The sequence below is a fragment of the Pseudanabaena sp. PCC 7367 genome (genome assembly GCF_000317065.1).
Taxonomy (GTDB): domain Bacteria; phylum Cyanobacteriota; class Cyanobacteriia; order Pseudanabaenales; family Pseudanabaenaceae; genus Thalassoporum; species Thalassoporum mexicanum.
Window position 1 is genome coordinate 3,847,767 of the sequence record NC_019701.1, and the last position, 19,146, is coordinate 3,866,912.

16 protein-coding genes and 1 tRNA gene are annotated in these 19,146 nt (G+C 44.9%); 11 read left to right on the forward strand and 6 right to left on the reverse strand.

Features of this window, described 5'->3' with window-relative positions:
* Positions 1-67: 67 nt before the first annotated feature.
* Both petC and PSE7367_RS15405 read left to right on the forward strand, forming a co-directional pair.
* Entirely contained in the window at positions 68-607 is a 540-nt protein-coding gene (gene petC / locus PSE7367_RS15400; protein ID WP_015166278.1) for a cytochrome b6-f complex iron-sulfur subunit, read from the forward strand.
* A gap of 244 nt (positions 608-851) precedes the next feature.
* Positions 852-1,808, forward strand: coding sequence for an apocytochrome f (locus PSE7367_RS15405; RefSeq protein WP_015166279.1), 957 nt, complete (start codon positions 852-854; stop codon positions 1,806-1,808).
* A 176-nt stretch (positions 1,809-1,984) separates the two neighbouring features.
* On the opposite strand, the gene PSE7367_RS15410 is transcribed toward PSE7367_RS15405, so the two are convergent.
* Together PSE7367_RS15410 and PSE7367_RS15415 are read right to left on the reverse strand one after the other, a co-directional pair.
* Positions 1,985-2,066, reverse strand: a tRNA-Leu gene (locus PSE7367_RS15410).
* Between the two features lie 158 nt (positions 2,067-2,224).
* Positions 2,225-2,575: a hypothetical protein gene (locus PSE7367_RS15415; RefSeq protein ID WP_015166280.1), complete on the reverse strand. Its 351-nt coding sequence runs from the start codon at positions 2,573-2,575 to the stop codon at positions 2,225-2,227.
* A 190-nt stretch (positions 2,576-2,765) separates the two neighbouring features.
* Here PSE7367_RS15415 and PSE7367_RS15420 point away from each other — a divergent pair, with 190 nt between their 5' ends.
* From PSE7367_RS15420 to hmpF, 4 genes are all read left to right on the forward strand, one after another.
* Positions 2,766-3,272, forward strand: coding sequence for a MarR family winged helix-turn-helix transcriptional regulator (locus PSE7367_RS15420; RefSeq protein WP_015166281.1), 507 nt, complete (start codon positions 2,766-2,768; stop codon positions 3,270-3,272).
* 227 nt (positions 3,273-3,499) lie between these two features.
* Positions 3,500-3,682 (forward strand): hypothetical protein, encoded by a 183-nt coding sequence (locus PSE7367_RS15425; protein WP_015166282.1) that lies wholly within the window; start codon positions 3,500-3,502, stop codon positions 3,680-3,682.
* A 46-nt stretch (positions 3,683-3,728) separates the two neighbouring features.
* Entirely contained in the window at positions 3,729-4,757 is a 1,029-nt protein-coding gene (locus tag PSE7367_RS15430) for an ABC transporter permease (protein WP_015166283.1), read from the forward strand.
* Positions 4,758-5,722: 965 nt separating this feature from the next.
* The gene (gene hmpF / locus PSE7367_RS15435) at positions 5,723-7,405 is read left to right on the forward strand and encodes a pilus motility taxis protein HmpF (protein WP_015166284.1); all 1,683 of its coding nucleotides are present in this window, start codon (positions 5,723-5,725) and stop codon (positions 7,403-7,405) included.
* Positions 7,406-7,442: 37 nt separating this feature from the next.
* On the opposite strand, the gene PSE7367_RS15440 is transcribed toward hmpF, so the two are convergent.
* Entirely contained in the window at positions 7,443-10,757 is a 3,315-nt protein-coding gene (locus PSE7367_RS15440; protein ID WP_015166285.1) for a response regulator, read from the reverse strand.
* Positions 10,758-11,428: 671 nt separating this feature from the next.
* Between PSE7367_RS15440 and PSE7367_RS15445 the strand changes: the two genes are divergently transcribed.
* The 4 genes from PSE7367_RS15445 to PSE7367_RS22990 all read left to right on the forward strand — a co-directional run bounded on the left by PSE7367_RS15445 (position 11,429) and on the right by PSE7367_RS22990 (position 16,143).
* A complete protein-coding gene (locus PSE7367_RS15445) occupies positions 11,429-12,745 on the forward strand; it encodes a vWA domain-containing protein (RefSeq protein WP_015166286.1) in 1,317 nt (438 codons plus the stop codon).
* A 570-nt stretch (positions 12,746-13,315) separates the two neighbouring features.
* Entirely contained in the window at positions 13,316-14,131 is an 816-nt protein-coding gene (locus PSE7367_RS15450; RefSeq protein ID WP_015166287.1) for an FHA domain-containing protein, read from the forward strand.
* 233 nt (positions 14,132-14,364) lie between these two features.
* A complete protein-coding gene (locus PSE7367_RS15455) occupies positions 14,365-15,087 on the forward strand; it encodes a class I SAM-dependent methyltransferase (protein WP_015166288.1) in 723 nt (240 codons plus the stop codon).
* Between the two features lie 195 nt (positions 15,088-15,282).
* Positions 15,283-16,143, forward strand: coding sequence for a biotin transporter BioY (locus PSE7367_RS22990; RefSeq protein ID WP_015166289.1), 861 nt, complete (start codon positions 15,283-15,285; stop codon positions 16,141-16,143).
* 52 nt (positions 16,144-16,195) lie between these two features.
* Here PSE7367_RS22990 and PSE7367_RS15465 read toward each other — a convergent pair whose 3' ends face one another.
* The 3 genes from PSE7367_RS15465 to PSE7367_RS15475 form a co-directional block, all read right to left on the reverse strand.
* Positions 16,196-16,639, reverse strand: coding sequence for a GNAT family N-acetyltransferase (locus PSE7367_RS15465; protein WP_015166290.1), 444 nt, complete (start codon positions 16,637-16,639; stop codon positions 16,196-16,198).
* Between the two features lie 193 nt (positions 16,640-16,832).
* A complete protein-coding gene (locus PSE7367_RS15470) occupies positions 16,833-17,084 on the reverse strand; it encodes a DUF6737 family protein (RefSeq protein ID WP_015166291.1) in 252 nt (83 codons plus the stop codon).
* A gap of 217 nt (positions 17,085-17,301) precedes the next feature.
* Entirely contained in the window at positions 17,302-17,511 is a 210-nt protein-coding gene (locus PSE7367_RS15475) for a DUF350 domain-containing protein (protein ID WP_015166292.1), read from the reverse strand.
* A gap of 491 nt (positions 17,512-18,002) precedes the next feature.
* On the opposite strand from PSE7367_RS15475, the gene PSE7367_RS15480 reads away from it, so the two are divergent.
* Positions 18,003-19,010: a hypothetical protein gene (locus PSE7367_RS15480; protein ID WP_015166293.1), complete on the forward strand. Its 1,008-nt coding sequence runs from the start codon at positions 18,003-18,005 to the stop codon at positions 19,008-19,010.
* Positions 19,011-19,146: the final 136 nt, after the last annotated feature.

Genomic DNA, 19,146 nt, shown 5'->3' on the forward strand with positions numbered 1-19,146 from the left:
CAAATCAGCCACTGAACTAATTAGTTTTTATAGAGATGCTTAACAAAGAGAGGAATAAAGTTAGATTATGAGCCAAGCTTCTGTACCTAGTGACGTACCAGATATGGGTCGCCGCCAGTTTATGAACCTGCTGATGTGGAGTTCTGCTGGTGCTACTGCCCTGGGTGGTCTATATCCTGTGGTGAATTATTTTGTCCCCCCTTCTTCCGGTAGCAAGGGTGGTGGTACTACTGCCAAAGATGCTGCTGGTAACGATATTGTGGCGACAGACTATGTTGCTACTCATCAGGCTGGCGATCGCTCATTGGCACAAGGTTTAAAAGGCGATCCAACCTATATCGTAATTACTGATAACCAGGAAATTGCCAGCTATGGCCTCAATGCCGTTTGCACTCACCTTGGTTGTGTGGTGCCTTGGAATGTAGCTGAGAATAAATTCATGTGTCCTTGTCATGGTTCGCAATATAACAGCGAAGGCAAAGTGGTGCGTGGCCCTGCACCGCTATCATTGGCACTGGTGCATTCCGATGTGGTTGATGGCAAGGTTGTCTTTAGCAACTGGGAAGAAACCGACTTCCGCACCAACGAAGATCCCTGGTGGACCTAGAAATCATGGCAAGTTATGGTTTGCGATCGGATGATACAGACCATCTGACTAGGTTTTGATGTGCGGATTTAGCCAATCGGCTGATACGACTTATCCGATAAGCCATAGTAACTCCCTGACCTGGCATTGCTTTAATTACTTATGCATTTAGATATGCATTTAGATATGCATCTAGATATGCATTTATATTCATCCCGAATCTAAATCAAGAGATTGAGATCACTCAAATGTTCATAAATAGAAGATGAGAAAAGTTTTACTAATTGCGATCGCCGCACTATTTGTATTCATTAATCCCTTAGCTACCCCCTCTGTTCAGGCTTATCCCTACTATGCGCAGGGAGCCTATGAAAACCCCAGAGAAGCCACCGGCAGAATTGTATGTGCCAACTGCCACCTGGCGGAAAAGTCGATCAAGCTGGAAGTCCCCCAGGCCGTTAAACCAGATACAGTATTTGAAGCTGTGGTTAAACTCCCCTACGACCACGAGGTTCAGCAGGTGCAGGTCGATGGTAGCCCTGGTGGTTTAAACGTTGGCGCTGTGTTGATGTTGCCAGAAGGCTTTAAAATTGCTCCGGACGATCGCATCCCCGAAGAGCTAAAGGAAAAGACCCAGGACATTTATTATCAGCCCTATAGCGACGATCAAGAGAATATCGTTTTGGTTGGTCCTATTTCTGGGGATGAATATCCAGAGATTGTGTTCCCGGTGCTTTCGCCCAATCCCAAAGCAGATAAAAGCGTTAACTTCTTGAAGTATTCTGTCCATGCGGGCGGCAATCGCGGCCGTGGTCAGGTTTATCCCACTGGCCAAAAGAGCAATAACAATCTGTTTAAGTCTCCTATAAATGGCACGATCGCAGCGATCGATGATGCTGAGCCCAACTACGAAGAAAACTTCTATGGTGGCTACAATGTCACGATTGAACCAGAAGACGGTGGCGCTGCCGTAGTCGAAACTGTCCCCTTTGGCCCTGAATTGTTAGTAGCCGTAGGCGATCGCGTTACCACTGGCCAAGCGATCACCACTAATCCCAATGTGGGCGGTTTTGGTCAGATGGATGGCGAGATTGTGTTGCAAGACCCAGCTCGGATTGGTTGGTTGCTGCTCTTCTTTGTGGGCATCATCACCACTCAGATTCTGTTTGTGTTGAAGAAAAAGCAAGTGGAAAAAGTCCAGGCTGCAGAAATGAATTTCTAATTTCCAAGCTCATTTCATTTCTAAATTTTGAGCAGAGCCAGTTAAGCTTTGCAATCTTAGATAATTAATCTTAGATAATTAATACCTAAAAAAACTTAAAAGCCGTGAGAATTAATTTCCCACGGTCTTTTTTTATTGGCGTTTAGCCTTTCAACTAATAACTAAACTGAGGTAAATGGGCAGAGAGAGACTCGAACTCTCACGAATTTCTTCGCCAGATTTTGAGTCTGGTGCGTCTACCAATTCCGCCACCTGCCCGATCTGGACTTGTTTATTTGTCCGAGAAATAATCATAGCAGAGTTGGTGCTAGTTAGTAACCATGAAATCCTATTTTCAGGTGTTTTTATTTTGAGTTTTTAATCAATTAGCTGCCCTAGCTCAAGGTATGGCTTAATTGTGAGATAACTTGCTACTTCTAATATCTAAGTGAAGCTAACTGAGCATCAACCGCATTGATATATTGCCGATCGCTAAGCCGATTTGCATCCAAGCGATTAGACTTAACTGCTCCCTCAACAATGCTTTCAGCCGTAACATTGCCATTGTGGTAGGCAGAAACCAAACCATGATAACTAGGGATGCCTTGATTTTCTAAATAACCACGCTGAGCCAAGACCACTAAATCAAAAGCAGTTAGATTAGTTTGGGTGTTGCTGATATTATTAACCTCAACCGGGTCTAATACCTTGGTCTCGGCCTGCACAGCGGTCGCCACGATCGCGGAAACCAATAACGCAGAGGCAGTACCAAGTAGTAGATTTTTCATCATAGTTCTCCTTAGTTTTGAAACAAAGCCATATTTGAAATCAATATTGTTGCCAGAACAATCATTCCATTTGCAACTAAAATAAGGATAAAAGGATTTAGTTGCATTTGCAATTACCCGATCGGGCTAAACTTAGTACAGGGCTATTCACAAAGCTGGGCAATAGAGCAATAGATCAGAATCGAGGGAAATGGGCGATCGCACTGATATCAATACCAATACCAATACCAATATTTCAAACTTAGACACTGGCTTAGATCAGTCATGTAATACTGTCTGGAAGAAAATTCTGACTGCCAATGTGCTCCTGTTTGAGCTATACGAGCGAGATTTAGCCGCAGCCGATTTGCCCCCCTTGGCCTGGTATGACGTGCTATGGTCATTGGAACAAGCCCCCGAACAACGGATGCGGTTGCATGAACTGGCCGAAGCCATGGTTATCCAGCGCAGCAATTTAACCCGCTTAATCGATCGCCTAGAAGCCAAGGGCTTAGTCTGCCGTCACACTTGCACTGTCGATCGACGCGGTGCCTATGCCGCGATCACCGATGCTGGCAAATTAAAACGGCAAGAAATGTGGCAGGTTTATTCCCGATCGATCGCCAAGTATTTTGCCCAGCATATTAGCGATCAGGATCTAGAAGTTTTCGATCGGGTGCTGAACCAGGTAATTAGTCACGCCAGAGCAGAATACTAAAATATCTTTGGTAAAGCTAATTGGGGATCAAGCAGGATTGAATCTAATTATTGCCCTTAGGCCAATATGCAAATATTTCAGCCTTTTTTTGACCTAACCATGCAGGATCACCACTTTTAAATTTTCATTTCTAACATAGATTGAAAATTACCTGCGGTTAGCTATAATCCAGTTTGGATATACTTAGAAGTTAATAGAGTAAGTTAAGTCTTGCAGGAGCGATTCTGATGGGAACCCTAATTGGCATTGTCCTACTCGTAGTTTATGTAGTTGGTGTGTGGAAATTCGTGGCTGGATTCAATCGCACCAGCTTCAGTAGTAATAAAGTTGTGTTGGGTCTGTTGTGGCCAGCATTGATGTTCAATCGCAACTATCGCGGTAATTTTGTGAAAGCCCTGAAGGGTGACTAGGAATAATCTAATTCAAATTTAAGGTGAGCAGGGTGAGTAGTTGCGTATGAATTGGTGGAAACGGCTCAAGGCTAACCCCCTGGCTCGGATCGGGGCAGTTGTCTTAATTGTTTTCTATAGTCTGGTAATTTTAGCTAATTTTATTAGTCCCTATGATCCTCTGGCTGCCCAGAAAAATGGCGCATTGCTGCCGCCAACCCAGATCTATTGGCAAGATCAGGCTGGACAATTTATTGGCCCCCATGTCTATCCCACAATCCAGGGGGCAGTGGATCTAGAGACAGGCGATCGCAAATTGATCGTTGATTACACCGCACCATCTAAAATTAATTTTTTTAGCGGTGGGCATTTATTCAATACCACTGGCGAGGGCAAGCTAAACCTGCTGGGCACCGACGATCAGGGGCGAGATGAGTTTACCCGCCTGTTGCATGGTGGTCGAATCAGCCTGTTCATTGGCATCATCGGCACTTCCATCTCCTTTGCGATCGGCTGTACGGTGGGTGGCATTTCTGGTTATTTTTCTGGCTGGGTCGATACAATCCTGATGCGGATGGTGGAGGTACTAATGTCAGTGCCATATATCTATTTGCTGGTAGCCTTGGCGGCGATCCTGCCTGATACCCTGCCCAACGATCGGCGCTTTTTATTAATTGTGGTGATCGTTTCGTTTGTGCAATGGGCCAGCTTGGCGAGGGTAATTCGTGGTCAGGTGCTATCGCTCAAGGAAGAAGAGTATGTTACTGCCGCTAGAGCCACAGGTGCAGGGCCATTCCGGATCATTTTGCGTCACCTGCTGCCCCAAACCGCCAGTTATGTAATTATTTCTGCCACCCTGACGATTCCTAATTTTATTATTGCTGAATCGGTCTTGAGCCTGATTGGGCTTGGCATTCAGCAACCCGATCCCTCCTGGGGTAATATGCTGTCCCTGGCTACCAATGCATCGGTGATTGTGTTGCAACCCTGGCTGATCTGGTCGCCGGCGGTGTTGATTATTCTGACGGTGCTATCGTTTAACTTGCTTGGTGATGGATTGCGTGATGCTCTCGATCCCAAGAGTCTGCGCCGTTAAAATCGTGCCAGAAATAAGCGATCGATATTCTTGATTCTTGATTATTCTCGACCAAGCAAATTTTCAAGCAAATTCCTGAAGTTGCGCTGAGTAAACCTTAGTTTGCTAAATATTCAATCAGCATTCAATCAGCATTCGCGCGATATTGGTAAACCCTAACTTGATTGTTAGAATTGTTAGATCAAAGCCGATCAAGCACAATTAAACAAAAATCACTGCAATCGTTGCCATATAAGCCATATGAGCAGTACGAGCGTGATTAACGGATAGAATTTGATATTACTTTTGATATTACTTAAGATTTAATATTACTGGGGATTGCTGAAAGCCCTATGGCTGCCTTAGCAAATGGTGTGTATCACAGCGATGAGCAGGTGATCCTGGGGAGGGGGATTGGGGGAAGACGATCGCCAAGATCGTAAATAGTCTCCAGATCCTCAGTTTCTATTAAAGTAAGATCAGCAAAAATTAATTAAAATAGATTGATATCACAAAAAAGGGGGCGAGGCGATCGCCGAGGATGCCAAAAATGTCAACCAAAATCGATCGCCGATCGGCTAATAATCAATCATTAGTAGTTGAATTTGCTACTTGAGTAGTTGAGGCTGTTAGCATAGACTGTCATTGTCCAGAGATTAGCCAAGGTAATTAACCAAAGGAATCAAGAAGCGCAAATTTTGGTGCCACTAGATATATCAATAAGCACATCAGCGAAACCAATGCGCGTAGAATATTAAAAACATAACTTAGAGAAAATGCTTTTAGGCGTAAATTTGTCTCTAAATAAGCTATTTATAACTACATTCAGCGCATATCTTGGTTAGAATAATGCCCAATTAAATGGTGCATCCCTTAGTAAATTAGTTGGTTCTTGCACTAGTTCTTGAAATTAGTTTTTGTAAGATCTAAGAGTTATTATTTCAGCCAGAGTTGTCACCAGAAAAAGGACGGGAGAATTAAGTAGCGTGCAGTACTTAGCAGAAGTAAGAAAAACTAAAGGATTTGTTGGTGCCAATGTAGAAATAAAACTCTTAGCACGTAATACCTCCGAAAATAACTGGCAGGCGATCAATAAAGAAGAATTAGTTGCGCTTCAAGATAATAACCAGACCAAAGATCTAAAGGATGGTCAACTGGTCTTAGCTGATATTGGTGGCAACAAGAACCTCCAGAATATTCAGGATGCATCTAAGCGCATTGTTTTAATTTTGCAAAACTTCTCCCGTTTGCAGGATAAGTTTCGTCAGGGCGAAGAAGATATTGAACAATGGAAACAATCGCTTAACTACCAGAGCCAAGAGCTACACCGCCGTGAGATCGAGCTAGAACAACGCGAACAAGAGCTTGAACAGGTTGATATCAAAAAGGCTGAGCTAGAAGAATTGCAACAAGCCTATGAAAAAGATAAACAAGCCTACGATAAGCAAAAACAACTGTTTGATGCCGAAAAAGCCAAGCTTGAAGCCCAAGCCTCATCCCTGAGTAAAGAGCAGGTACAACAGCTTCAGGGCATTATCCGTCAGCTTGCCGAGGGGATGTTTAATCCTGACTCGATTAAGTCCCAACTCAGCTCCGCGATCGATGTGATCTATAAGCGTCAGGAAACCCTGACCGGATTTTGGCAGGATCTAGAGCCCCAACGGACTCAGGCCCAACAAGCCCAGCAAGCCTTGAACAAGGCAAAGCAAGATCTGGAAAACCGAAAGAATCAATGGCAGCAAACCCAGGTTGCCCTGGCCAACACCCAGGCTGAATTAAAAGCACAACAGGGAGTGTTGAAGGTACAAGAGAATAATTCGGCCATGTTGCGATTGCAGTTGGATTCCCAAGAGGAGCTATATCAACAAACCGCCCAGGTAATTGAAAGCTACGGCGGTAGCACCGAATTATTAGATCCCGAAGAGGCAAAGCGATTACAAGAGCTGCCAATGGATCAACTGGAAGAAATGATATCTGGTTGGCAGTCTGAATTTGACAAGATGTCCAATTATGTCAGTGCCCAGGAAGATGAATTAGCCTCGCTTGAGGGTGAAATTGCCGACATCCAAAGTCAAATTGATAAAGCCGGTGAGTTTGATCGCATTGAGTTAGACAGCAACAAAGAGTTTGCCGAAGAGCAATATCGGATGTTGGAAGAAGCCCTGGTGGGACAAAGACGAAGCCTGCAAGAGCGGCAATCGATCCTTACCCAACAGTGTGAAATCCTAGAGCGTCGGCAGGGTGTAGATATACCCGAAAATCCTTCCCAGAACCTGGTTCCCCTGTTGGGGCAAATTGAATTGCAAAAGCAGCGCCAGGAAAAAGAACTCCAAAAAATTGAGAGCCAAATTGAAACCGTGCGCGGGATTGTGCAGCAACAACAAGAGTTCCTAGCACGGCAGACCAGTGAGCATCAACAGGGCTATCAGGAAATTCAAAAGATGGAATCGCAGATCCAAGAGCGAATTCGTACCACTGCTGAGTTATGGGGCAAGGTAAACAGCATTGAACAAATCCTGCGCCCGGTGCAAGATATTGTTGATGCATTGCGTCCTCAACTGGAAACAGCGATCAAACAGCTAGAAACAGCTAAGTCGTCTCAGGAGCTTCAGCAATTGCTGACTAATCTCCAAAAGTCGATCGCTGGGTTGATGCCTAAAAACGCCTAGTTGCTCAGATCTCAGCTAGCCAGTGACTAACTAACTACTAATTAACTTGCTGCTGCCACCGTTCCAGTGCATTAGCTAGATCTTGTTTCATCACTGGTTTTTTAAGATAGTCATCCATACCAGCATCTAGGCAGACTTTGCGATCGGCTTCAAAGGCATTGGCAGTAACCGCAATCACGATCGTGGCCAGTGGCTCCCCCCCAGACTCACGCAGCTGATTTTCTTTATGTCTAATTGCCTGCGTGGCCGTATATCCATCCATCACTGGCATCTGGCAATCCATCAGCACAATCGGATAATATTCTTGATCTAGCTGGGTTAGTGCCTCTTCTCCATTGCTAACACAGTCAGATGGATAGCCAAGTTGTTTTAATTGCATCGTAACCAGGTTCTGGCTAATTGGATTATCTTCTACCACCAAAATTTTGGGCTTAGGTTGGGTTGCAGGCGATCGATCTGGTTGAGCAACTGGTGGATCTAATTCAGCTTGTTTTGCTCGAGAGCTAGTAACGTCCAAACCAGGCTTATGGCCAAGTTGAGCATCAGATCGGGCTGGAGTCTGTGGCGGGGGATCAAGTCTTGGGTCAGATTGAGCTTGCTTGTTTGGCGGTTGATTACTTGGCGGTTGATTACTTGGCGGTTGATTAATGGCATCCCGCAGACATTCAATTAAACTGCCAATTTTGACTGGCTTGATCAACATTGCCGCAAAACCTTGCTCGATCAGGTGATTGGCAATTTCCGCTTGATTTATAAAGGTAGCGATCGCTAATTTGGTCTGTGCCAGATCCGGGTCGGTTAAAATCCCCTGCCCTAGCATCTCCGCACTTATTTGCGACAGTTGCAGATCCAAAATTGCCACATCATAAGGCGCATTGCGATCGTTGGCCTGTTTGAGTTTTGCCAGAGCCGTCATCCCATCCTTGACCTGATCAAGCTGGAGTTGCCAGAACTGGGCATGTTGATTAAATAATGCCAATGTATTATCGTTGTCTGCCACGAGCAAAACTTTAAGTTGCCTGAGCATGGTCAGGGTTTGGCTAGAAATTTTTGACTCGGTTAAAATAACTTTGGCCAAAGATAGCTGTGGTTCTAAATTAGCGATCGGCAATGAAACTTCAACCCAAAAGCTAGACCCTTGACCAATTTGCGAACTTACACCAATTGATCCCCCCATCGCTGCGACAATCTGTTTACTAATCGTTAAACCTAAACCCGTTCCCCCATGCTTTTGACTTACCTCCGGGCTAAATTGTACAAAGGCCTCAAACAACTCCCGTTGATTGGTTTCTGAAATACCACAACCGGTATCGCTAATGGTGAATTTTAAATTTACCTGAGTGGTCTCCAGGTCTAGTAGAGGAGTATCAGCTTGGATTAAGGTCGATTCACCATCCTCCGCGATCGCTGTTTGGCTAACCAGGCAAGACTCACCCACCGGTTGCGATTGTACAGATATACTGATATGCCCTGATTCCGTAAACTTAACCGCATTGGTAACCAAATTGGTCAGCACCTGACGCAGCCGCCCCACATCCCCCACCAGCATTGGCGGCACATCAGGATCAATATAGCTAAATACCTCGATCCCCTTGTCGTGGGCTTGAATAGCCGCCAGATCAACGACACCCTCAATACATTTAATTAAATTAAACTCTTTTTTGACAATGCTAATTCGCTTCGCTTGCGATCGAGAATAATCCAGGATGTCGTTAATAATCTGGAGCAAATTCTGGCCGCTGGCTTGGAGTGTTTGCAGCAAACTAAGCTGCTGATCATCTAGATTAGTATCTGCCAATAATTCCGCGATCCCCAGAATCCCATTCATAGGGGAACGAATTTCATGGCTAATGTTGGCCAAAAATTGTCTTTTGGATTCTGCGGCATTTTTAATCCGCCGAAAGGCCGACCCCAGCACCACATTTTGCTGAGCTAGCGCCAAACGTTGCGATCGCTCCTTGGCCAGTAAGTCTGATTGCATAATGGCGATCGCCACCTGGTCGCTGAGCTTTTGCAGCAATGCTACATGATCGGCTTGCCAATTCCTGGTCGCAGTACATTGGTGAGCAATGATTAAACCCCACAATTTATGCTTATTTTTTTGTCTTAGCCACCTGTCTCTGATATCTAGCAATCGCTGAGATTCGTTCTTAATTGCCCCATTCAGGCCAATTAGCTCAGCCAATTTGTCCAGCTTGCCTTTCTGTTCTTGCTGCTTTAATTCGTTAGTTCTATTTAATTCTTTTGCCTTTGATTGGTCTGGATCTAGTGGCCAGGTGCGATCGTAATTAAGCTCATTATCTGATGTTGGATAATCGCGTTGATCAAGTTCAAAGCCGCTACCTTGTCCTGGCTCCATCATTACCGGGTTATTTACCGCGCTATTGATTTCTGGCAGAGGCTGATCATCATCGATTGGTTTAAGTACAATCGGTACAACCAGATTCGCCTGTACCTGAAGATTTTCAAGAAAATGATAATGGCAGGGCGTGAGATTAGCTTGGTTAATATCATTAATGATACTGGGCTGAAATTGCGCCAGCCGCATCCGCATCATTACCTTATCGGCAGAGTTACAATTCTGGGTTACCCCCAATACGGAATCCCAGGGTTCGGCCACCGACTCCACCGTAACCTCACCAGAACCATCGGGCTTAAATTGATAGATCACCACCCGATCGCACTTCAACAAATGGCGCAGCTCGGTCACTGTAGTATTAAGAATATCCTCAAGATTCAGGGATTGATGAATGCGCTGGGCGATCGCAGCAATTAGACGATCTTGCTCAAATAAATTTTTGATCTGAGCATCACGGGCGCGAATCACCTTATCAGCCAGCGTTAGATCATTAATATCATTGCTTAGAATCAACAGGCGGCCTGATTCGGAACGCTCTACTTGCTGAGGTTTAAGATTTAGTTGATCCTGGTTCTTTTCTAGTAAGCTAATTTTGGTCTCAAAAGCTAGCCAATTACCATCAACATGCATAAAACGGCAGTCAATTAGAGCATCTTCACCCGTTTGTGCCACATCCTCCATCGCTGCCCTGAAATGTTGGCGATCGGCTGGATGTATTTTATACCAGTAATTATCAACAACGTAGTTTTCGCCAGCCTTGTGCACCTGATCGGGTTTAGCCACATTCTGATCTGGGCAGCGATCGCCATAGTCAAGATACTGATGCGTATATCCCAAAATCTTCTGGTGAGAGAGGCTTTGATATAGGGTCTTACCAGCAAAATCGGTGACCGCAATTAAGTTGCCAGCATGTTTAGAAAGAATGGCTAGCAGCTCTGGTTGGGCGGTGGTTTGATCAGCGGAAATAGCTAGACGATCGACACTTGAGCACATATCTACAACACATCTATAACAGGAGCAAGAAAATAGAACATAGAGCTAAGACAGTCTCGAACTGATCTAAAAATCTTGATTAGTTTATTTAGGCAGGCTGGTTATGAGCATTAGAAATACTCAAAAGCGCTAATCTCGCCATTTCGAATCCACCATACCTTCGGAACCTTTGGATATGACTTTCCGAACCATTAGTTAAAAATTTTGAATTTAGCAAGCCTATATCGCTCATATTAATTTTTTAGCAATCACACGGCAATTACACACAATATGAAACAGAGCTACCCAGATCGATAAATTGATCGCAGATCTAGGGATTCTAACCTTCCTAGAAAATCATCTAGATTTGCTAGAGTTGCTGCCATAAACATGCCATAAACAACTAATTAATTATGATTGATAGAGGGACAACGTAATTACTTAATAAAGATACCGCCTGGATATTTATTAAAAAATAGTAATGAATCCAAAAGTGCAATTATGCAATTATTTTATACTGGGCAATCTTTAGTTTAGCCCAATTACCAAGCTGTAGAGTATAACTGGATAATTGAAGTAAGTGAGCTTATCGCTTGCAGATTTGCTGGATTAACTTACGAATCAGCCCCAGATTTTACACCTGCTTTGTTAAACTGCAACTAGATCATCCACAACAGCCGATTAGATTGGATATGAGCGTAAATCTTTCCTATAGCCTGAGCGATCGCCAACTCGATCGCACCGAAACTAACAGTCAGCGGCAGCTTGCAATTACAGTATCAGCGGGCAGCGAACCTAGTAATGTGCGGTTGAATTTGTGCCTAGTGCTCGATCGCAGCGGTTCGATGGGTGGCCAACCCCTAGAGATAGTCAAAAAGGCGGCGATCAAATTACTTGAGCAGATGTCACCGCAAGATCGCATTAGTGTGGTTGCCTTTGACCATAAAGCCAAGGTGGTAGTCGAAAATCAACCCCTGGATAATCCTAGTGCGATCGCTGCCAAGATCAATTCTTTGCGGGCTTCTGGCGGCACCTGTATCGATGATGCGATCAAGCTGGGACTAAAAGAGATCAATCAAAATAAAGATAATGCCGTCAGTCAGGCATTTGTGCTCACTGATGGTGAAAATGAGCATGGCGATAATCAGCGCTGTTTGGAATTTGCCCGCTTGGCCACGGAATACAGCATTACTCTGCATACATTGGGCTTTGGCGATCACTGGAATCAAGATGTGCTAGAGGGGATCGCCGATGCTGGTGGTGGCACCCTGGCCTATATTGAAACTCCGGCGGAGGCAGTAACTGAGTTTACCCGGCTGTTGCATCGGGTGCAGGCGGTGGGTTTAACCAATGCCTATTTAGGTTTGGAGCTTTCCCCCAATGTGCGCTTGGCTGAACTCAAGCCGGTGGCGCAGGTAGCTCCCGATACGATCGAGCTAAACGTAGAGCAAGTCGCGGCCAGTAACATTAACCCTGAGTTGCAAAAATTGCGGATCAGGATCGGTGATCTGATGACTGATCTAGAGCGGGTGATCCTGGTGAATTTATATGTTAATCATGGCCAACCGGATCATGTAATCCCTGGCAGCAACAGTAATGCAATCAAGCTACTCAATGCCTGGATTGAATATGACAACCCGGCACTTGGTCAAATGGGACTAGAAAGTCAGCCGATCGCAGTGGAAGCTGATTTGATTAATGATTTCCAGCCCCAGCCAGACCCACAGGTCAAACACTCGATTCTGGCCTTGGCCAAATACCGCCAGACCCAGATCGCCGAGGCCAAGCTGAATCAGGGCGATCGAGAGGGAGCTTCTACTATGCTGCAATCTGCTGCCAAAACCGCATTACAAATGGGCGATCAAAAAGCCGCCACTGTTTTGCAAGCCGGAGCCACCAGATTGCAGGGCGGCACAGAGCTAAGCGAGTCGGAACGCAAACAGACTCGGATTGTGTCGAAAACGGTCTTGCAGCCACCGTCTAGCACCACTGACAAAGAGGATAATTAGGTGATCCTGGCTAATTTTAATCAGGGCTAAAAACAGCGATCGCCCAAGTGAACCAGGTGCAATTTATATTGAAATGGGTATCCTTATCTCGGTTACTGGTTACATAATATCTTGCTTGAAAAAACACCAGGGATAAAACTAATGCTTAAATTAACTAGTAAGCATGGCTATAACTGGGTAAATTAAGTTAGATCAGCTCGGTAGCCAGATGTAACCGATCGGCCAGATTTGATTTAATCAGCCACTTGAGTTTTTATTAGCCCTAAATGGCATTAAACAGCCCTAAATGTAGCAAAATAGTTTGGAAATGCCAGTAAATTAAGCTAATTTAAGGTAGTTGTAGTCATTGTTTGCAAGCTAACCCAGTTTTGCCTGAACAAGTGCGCGATCGCCTGGTTCATGACTCTGATTGCGAGTTTTTAAGTTTAAATGTTCAATAGGGTGCGGCATAATCCAACTAAATTCAGGGTTACTGATGCATATACTGATGTATGTTTATTTATCTAGTTATCGATCCAGCCCGATCCGGTTGCTCAAGCTTGTTAGTTTAAAGTCACATTGCCAGCTAATATGATCACTTGTCCAAGCTGCTCTCATCAAAATCCTGATGGTGCCATTCATTGTGAAGCTTGCTATACACCACTGCCAGTGATTAGTATGATTAATTGCCCGAACTGTGGCGCATCTGTTCAATCAGACGCTAAGTTTTGCGGCCATTGTGGATATAATTTGCAGTCTGCTAAGTTGGAAGGAGTAGCCATGACGGAACAATCACCAGACGCGATCGCTAATAATATTGACGAAAACGAATCTGCAGAATCGATCGCGGTTCCAGAATCCTCAACACCTGAATTATCGGCAGACCTGGAAGCTGAGCCATCGGTAGACCTGGAAGCTGAGCCATCGGTAGACCTGGAAGCTGCTGCAGAAATGCTAGAAACATTGCCAACCGGCGATCCTGAAGTAGCCGCTGTTCCCCCCGAAGAACAAACGGAAATAAATATTCCTGAGTCAGCAGCTAAGCCACCAGCCAGCTCAAAAACGCAACTTCAACAAATTCAAGCTTCGCTATTGCATGTGCAAACCAATGTCACCCTGGAAATCCCGCCCCACCTGCAAGTGGTGCACATTGGTAAGCCAAATAATATGATCCCGCCGGATATTGATGTATCTGGTTTCCCTGACTCAGACATTGTTTCACGGGTGCATGGCGATCTGCGATTTGAAGGGGATGCCTTCTATTTTGAAGATACGGGTAGCTCGAATGGTACTTACATTAATAACACCGCGCTGCCAGCCGGAAACCGACATCGATTGCGCCCTGGCGATCGCATCTCTCTGGGCAAGGGCGATAAGGTAACCTTTATTTTTCAAATTGCAGAATAGTTGGCTTAACCACAGCAGTAATAGTGAAACTAGATTGGCTCCAAATCGATCGCTATTTTTGCTAAGAAGATCGTTCTAAGTTAGCTTGAGGATCGATCAGCTAAAGGGAAAATACAATAAAAATTGTTGCTGCTATGTCATTTTTGCAGCCATGTTGTAGTATCTAAACGCAAATGATTAAATTACCGATCGCCTCAATCATCTATCCTCCCCATCTAAAATCTTAAAAACCAATGGCAAGTAATGATCCACCCAAAATAAACTACGAAGAAGGTTGGGATAACTATGCAACCGCGTGGCAGCAGCTACATCCCGAACTAGACCACATTGGTGATGAGTGGGCTGGTAAGGGCGCAGGGGCAGCAAATTCCCTGGCCGAGTATGAAGCACTGATCGAAGCTAAGTTTATTCAGCCCTACATTGAACCCACCGATACGGTGCTGGAAATTGGTGTTGGTGGTGGCAAAACCGCAGCTATGTTACTGAACCATTGCGATCGCCTCATTTGCGCGGATATTTCTGCTAATATGCTGGGCGCAACAGCCAAGCGCCTGGGTAGCGATCGGGTTAGTTATATTAAGCTCGACGGCTTGACCCTGAATAATATTCCCACCCAATCGATCGATGTTTGCTTTTGCTACGACACCATGGTACACATGGAGCCGCGCGATATATTTAACTATCTCAGCCGGATTCCGGCGCTGATGAAAGGCAGAAGGCTATGTCTGTTCCATCACAACAATACGGTTAGTGACTTGGGTTGGCAGAAGTTCTTAACCGAGTGGCAACAAAACCTGCAAGGCAAACGCATGGGGACAGCTTTTTCGGTGATGACCAATGAAATTATGGCCAAATTCCTCAATCACTTTGGCTATGAAGTGATTTTGCAAGATGCTACCACTGTGCCCCGCGATTGTGTCTGGGTCTGCCGTGCCCCAGAGATTCAAAATGTTTAGATATTTAGATATTTAGATATTTAAAAATAGTAGAATATCTAGAATTTCTAGGTAGCTATATGCGGAGATTTCTAATGTCTGGGCCTTGCGCTTTTGGACAGGGTTGATAGGAATCAAAATTCTAAAATTCTAAATCTTGCTTCAATTAGCGATCGCAATATAAGCAATATATTAGGCAACGTAGGCAGTATAAATATGGTCGCTCTTAATAAATTCTATCCTCACCCCAACAGCAGAAATCGCCACCAGCGGCATAATCACAGCCGATCGCAGCATTATGCTCGTTATGATAGATATGCTAGAAATGATTCCCAACAATCGGACATGGGGAGCAACTTATCTGGCTCCCTGCACCTGAGCCGCAAAAATAATTTAAATAGTTCATCTTCCCCTAAGCAAATTAAATCCGCCAAGCAAAAAAAACGAGCCCCCGCCAATAGCTCCAGATCAAATCCCAACCCCAATCGCAAAAAGACCAGAGTTACCGTGAGTACCCCCCTAAAAGCCATGTGGGTCATAATCGGATTACTGCTAACCATTGGCAGTACCTTTTTGCAGCCATCGATCGCGATCCCCAGTTGGACTGGCACCACTGGCACGATCGAAGTAGAGCCAATTAAAGTGACGTTACAAGTTGGTGCGGTACTGCTAACCGGTTGTTTGGGTGGCAAAGGTGCGGGACTGGTATCACAGATTTTATATATTTTCCTGGGTCTGAGTGGCTTTGCCGTGTTCTATCAAGGTGGTGGAATTGGCTATTTGCAAGAACCAGCCTTTGGTTATTTGCTGGGGTTTATTCCCGGCGCATGGGTATGTGGATTTCTGGCCTTTTTACGCCCTGCCAATCTAGAACGTTTAACGGTTAGCTGTTTGGGTGGGTTAATTACGATCCATCTGGTGGGTATTGCCTACTTGTTTGCCCTGAGGATGCCTGATCTGGCCACAATCAACGAGCTTGTGTTTAGATATTCGGTGCAGATTTTGCCAGAGCAAATGTTTGTGGTTTGTGCCACGGTGGTGGTCGCTACCCTGTTTCGGCGGTTATTATTCTATTAAGCTTAATTGCATCATTAATTATCAATCTTCCACAGCGAGCATTGATCGCCCACTAATCGCTACGCTGCTTGATAAACTTCATTTCGCCATCCTCTTGCACACCCACGGCCTGCCAACCCAAATGTTGATAGAAGCCATAGGCACGCAAGGCAGGATCATTGCCAGTAATCAGCCAAATTTCCTCATGTCCCTTTGACCAGAGCCAATCTTCAGCCGATCGCATCAGGGCTCTACCTGCGCCGTGTCCTTCAAATTCAGGCAGCACAAACATGCCAAGAATTGTTTTTTCCAGATCGTTAGCGATCGAGAACCCCACGATTCGATCGTTAATTTCCGCTACCCAAGCGCAACAATTAGTTTGTAGCATTTCTGCCACACTGGCTGGCGTAATCCCAAGTTCAGCAATTTCTGCGCGTGATTGATGATTTTCCTTGACACTGGTGCGGATCTCGAACAGGGTTTCAATGTCGCTTAGTTTAGCTCTGCGAGTCTGCATCGATCTTTTTTTAGAACTACAAAAATTCATCTCGTCTTGAAATAGGGCAATCACTTTGTCAGGCTTTCAAGCGTTGAAATGTAGTCAGGTATGATAGTTGCTCTCTTGCAGAGCCGCGATCGACGTTACCCAATTTGGCAATTAAATAACATCATCCAAATCTTGAATAATTCTCGAATAATTAATGATTAAATCAGTTGATATCAGAATTAGAGCTAGAATCAGCGGCATAAATTGGTGCCACCAGGCGCGGCCAAATGCCCACAAAAAAGATTGCCCAACTAATTACCGGAATCGCCACGATCGCGGTTAGCCATTTGCTGGTAAATAGCAACCAACTGCCAGCAATCAGCACCACCGCAGTGAGCACGATCGACCAGGGCTGACACCACCAGGGTTTATATTGCCAGGGATTGAAGGGTGGTTGGGCTGATTCAGGAGTCATAGCTATACAGAGAAAGAGGACGATCGCAACTTTGGCATTGCTGAAATGGGGATCAAAGCGTAAATGTTATAAATACATTATAAATACCAGATTATTTTTGATCATGGTTGGCGCGATCGCCAAATATCTAAATCATCTGGATTATCTGGTTAATCTGCAACGCCATAATTTTTAATTTGATATCAATTGATATCGACTGATATCGACACCCCAAATTCTAGGTAATGATTACACTAATAATAATCGCTGCCATGGCCAGAACCACCGCCATCTGGGTTAATCCCGCCGCCATATTGCCACCCTTTATTTCAGCCTGATAATCGATCGGATCGATTAAATCAAATAGCCATACTGCACCGTAGAGCAACACTACTCCCAACACCGACCAGCCGATCGTCGCACCAACTTTAGCAACTACTTCCATCATTATCTTTTAGGCTTTTAGATCAAAGTTTGGTTTAAATTTTGTTCTATTAGCCTACACCCAAATCCCCATTTACTAGCGATCGCTAGGTTAAGATTAATCATCTTAAATATTAATCATTCATTTAAGCTGGATGCGATCGTTTTAACCTTGCCCCACCGAACCCCACCGATCATGAACCATAAGATTACCCTAAGATTAAAGGCATCTGGTTGTCGATCGAGGATAATATCAAAACTATAATTGGTATTAAATCAATACTCTTTGGTAATGATCTAATTGGTAGCGATTTAAACTCGCGCATATTTCGCTGAAGATATAGCGGTGGTTGGCCTTATATTGGCCTTACAAATATTCAATTAATAACCACTAATAACCACAAAACATAAACTACCATTTCAATATCTTTTATTTATTACCATTCGTTGCCATTCATTACGATCAGGATTGTCAGTACCATCAAGCGTAGAGTGATTAAAACCTAAACTTATTTCATGACAGCTACCTCACCCGTTTCCAGCAGTAAAAATACGGTTACCAAAGAGTTCTTAAGTATTTGGCCCTATGTGGCAGCAGCAGCACTGGTGTTGATTGTGCTGGCTGGCATTGTTGCGCCATTTTTTCAGCAAAAACTGCTCTCCCAAGATCTACGGGTTACCGAAGGCGTGCCAGTTTCTTCACAACCATTTGAACTCAAGCCCACGGCGATCGGTGCCTTGCGCATTGATGCCGTTGCCAAGATTCCCACCAATCGCTGGGTCACCTATGAGCTGCAAGTGCTTGATCCCAGTAATCAGGTGATTACCTCGGCGATCAAAAATGCCTGGTCTGAGTCGGGCACCTGGCGCGAGGGGGGCGAATCGGGCACCTGGAGCGAGTCGGATCTCAAGGCTGGTCTGGATGTTCAAGCGCGTAAGCAAGAGCAAATCAAAGTGGCGATCGAGGTGCTGGAATATACCAATACAGCCGGGAATGAGATTAATGAGGCGGTGCCAATCAAGTTAACGGTTAACAATGGCGCGATCGATGGGCGTTACCTGTGGACGGGTTTCTTTGGCGTGGGCGCAATGGCGTTGATTACTTTTGTCTCAGTGCCCAATGCCGGCAAGCTAATAATTAATAAGCGAATGCTGGATAGCGACGTGGGCGATCGGGCGGTGATGGGTGGCCCCGATAAGCTGTTGCGGGTAAATATTCATGTCAAGGCAGATGAGACCTGTCCAAGCAGCCTCAGAGCCTATATATACTTGAAGGATAGCTATGGAGAACAACTTTATGCCAGCCAGGGCACAACTATAAATATGGCGCGCAGCAAAGATGACGATGGCTCGATCGAGAGTGGCTCTGGCCGTTTGACCCAGTTTTTTACGATCAGCAAACGCGGCTCCTATGGCTTCTATGTGGAAATCATGCCCGATGCTTCGGTGGATTCAACCCGCCTGGAAATAAAGGAAGGAGCCAGCACAACGGGAGCAGTGCAGGTGACCCAGATTTTAGTTTAATCAAATTCAATTTGAAATCAATCTTAATCGACCTTAATCGACTAAATATTAATCGCTATGGCAATGCTTAGTTGCACCGATCGCTCAGGCGCAAATGCAAATCAATTAAATCTGTCAGGACTTGGGGAAGAGAATT